This window comes from Streptomyces meridianus (genome assembly GCF_023703325.1).
Classification (GTDB): domain Bacteria; phylum Actinomycetota; class Actinomycetes; order Streptomycetales; family Streptomycetaceae; genus Streptomyces; species Streptomyces meridianus.
Window position 1 is genome coordinate 1 of sequence record NZ_JAMQGM010000004.1, and the last position, 1836, is coordinate 1836.

The 1836-nt window shown below is 69.7% G+C and carries 1 protein-coding gene; it reads left to right on the top strand.

Annotation, left to right across the window (positions count from 1 at the left end):
* Window positions 1–220: 220 nt before the first annotated feature.
* Window positions 221–1836: type I polyketide synthase (locus tag M1E25_RS03025; protein WP_251409077.1), on the top strand; the 1616-nt coding region annotated here is incomplete at its 3' end.

The window sequence follows — 1836 nt, forward strand, 5'->3', positions numbered from 1 at the left end:
CCGAAACGGCGAGGCTAGGGGTGGCAGGGGTTCGCTAAGGGTTGGCCGCCCCATGGGCTCTCAGTAGCGTTCCAGGCGATCGGCAGAACGGGACGAGCAGCCGAAAGCCCCTGAAGCCGGTGTCTTTTCCGTGCAGCGGAGCCAGAGCCGTGCGGACAGGCGATTCCCCCCTTCCGTGAGCAAGTCGCCCTGGTTTCCCGGCCCGAAGGAGAACGTTCCGGTGAGCAATGAGCAGCGGCTTCTCGACTATCTCAAGAGGACCACCTCGGATCTGAGAGAGGCCCGGCGGCGGCTCGCCGAAGCCGAGGAGCGTTTGCGCCCCGATGCCGATCCGGTGGTGATCGTGGGGATGGCGTGCCGGTATCCGGGCGGGGTGGCGTCGCCGGAGGATCTGTGGCGGCTGGTGGCCGATGGTGTGGATGCCATCGGGGGGTTTCCCGAGGACCGGGGCTGGGATCCGGACGTGTATGACCCGGAGCCGGGTGTGCCGGGCAGGACGTATGCCCGGGAGGGCGGGTTCCTGTATGACGCTGCCGGTTTCGATCCGGGTTTCTTCGGGATCGGTCCGAACGAGGCGCTGATGATGGATCCGCAGCAGCGATTGCTGCTGGAGGTCTCGTGGGAGGCGATCGAGCGGGCGGGCATCGATCCGACGACGCTCAAGGGCAGCCGTACCGGTGTCTGGGCCGGTCTGATGTACCACGACTACGCCCTCGGGCGCGCCCCGGGAAGCACCAGCGCGGGCAGCGTCCTCACCGGCCGTGTGGCGTACACCCTGGGCCTGGAGGGGCCGGCGGTGACCCTGGACACGGCGTGTTCGTCGTCGCTGGTCGCGCTGGACACGGCGGCTCAGGCGCTGCGGTCGGGGGAGTGCTCGCTGGCCCTGGCCGGTGGTGTCACGGTGATGTCCACGCCGGACATGTTCGTCTACTTCAGCGAGCAGCAGGGGCTCGCCGCCGACGGCCGGTCGAAGTCCTTCGCTGCTGCGGCCGACGGCGTCGCCTGCTCCGAGGGTGCGGGTGTGCTGCTGTTGGAGCGGTTGTCGGATGCGCGGGCGAACGGGCATCCGGTGTTGGCGGTGGTGCGTGGCTCGGCCGTCAACCAGGACGGTGCGTCGAACGGTCTGACGGCGCCGAACGGTCCGTCGCAGCAGCGGGTGATCCGGCAGGCGCTGGCCGCGGGCGGCTTGAGTGCGGCGGATGTGGATGTGGTGGAGGCGCATGGGACGGGGACGCGGCTGGGTGATCCGATCGAGGCGCAGGCGCTGTTGGCGACGTATGGCCAGGAGCGTTCGGAGGACCGGCCGTTGTGGCTGGGTTCGGTGAAGTCGAACCTGGGTCACGCGCAGGCGGCGGCGGGTGTGGCGGGTGTCATCAAGATGGTGATGGCGATGCGCCACGGGATGCTGCCGAGGACGTTGCACGTGGACGAGCCGTCGGACCAGGTGGACTGGACCGAGGGTCACGTGGAACTGCTCACCGAGGCGAGGGAGTGGCCGGCGGAGGGCAGCCCGCGGCGTGCTGGTGTGTCGTCCTTCGGGATCAGTGGTACCAACGCCCACGTCATCCTCGAGGAACCCGGACCCGTCGCGTCGGAGCAGGCGGAGACCACGGTGGCACTTCCGGTGGTGCCGTGGGTGGTGTCGGCCAAGAGCCCCGAGGCGCTGATCGATCACGCGCGGCAGTTGCAGGGCGCCGTGGTCGATGCCCGTCCGGTGGATGCGGGGTGGTCGTTGGCGACGTCGCGGTCGGTGTTCACGCACCGGGCCTGTGTGGTGGGTGCCGATCGTGAGGAGTTGCTGCGCGGGGTGGCGGCGCTGGCCGAGGGCCGGACCGC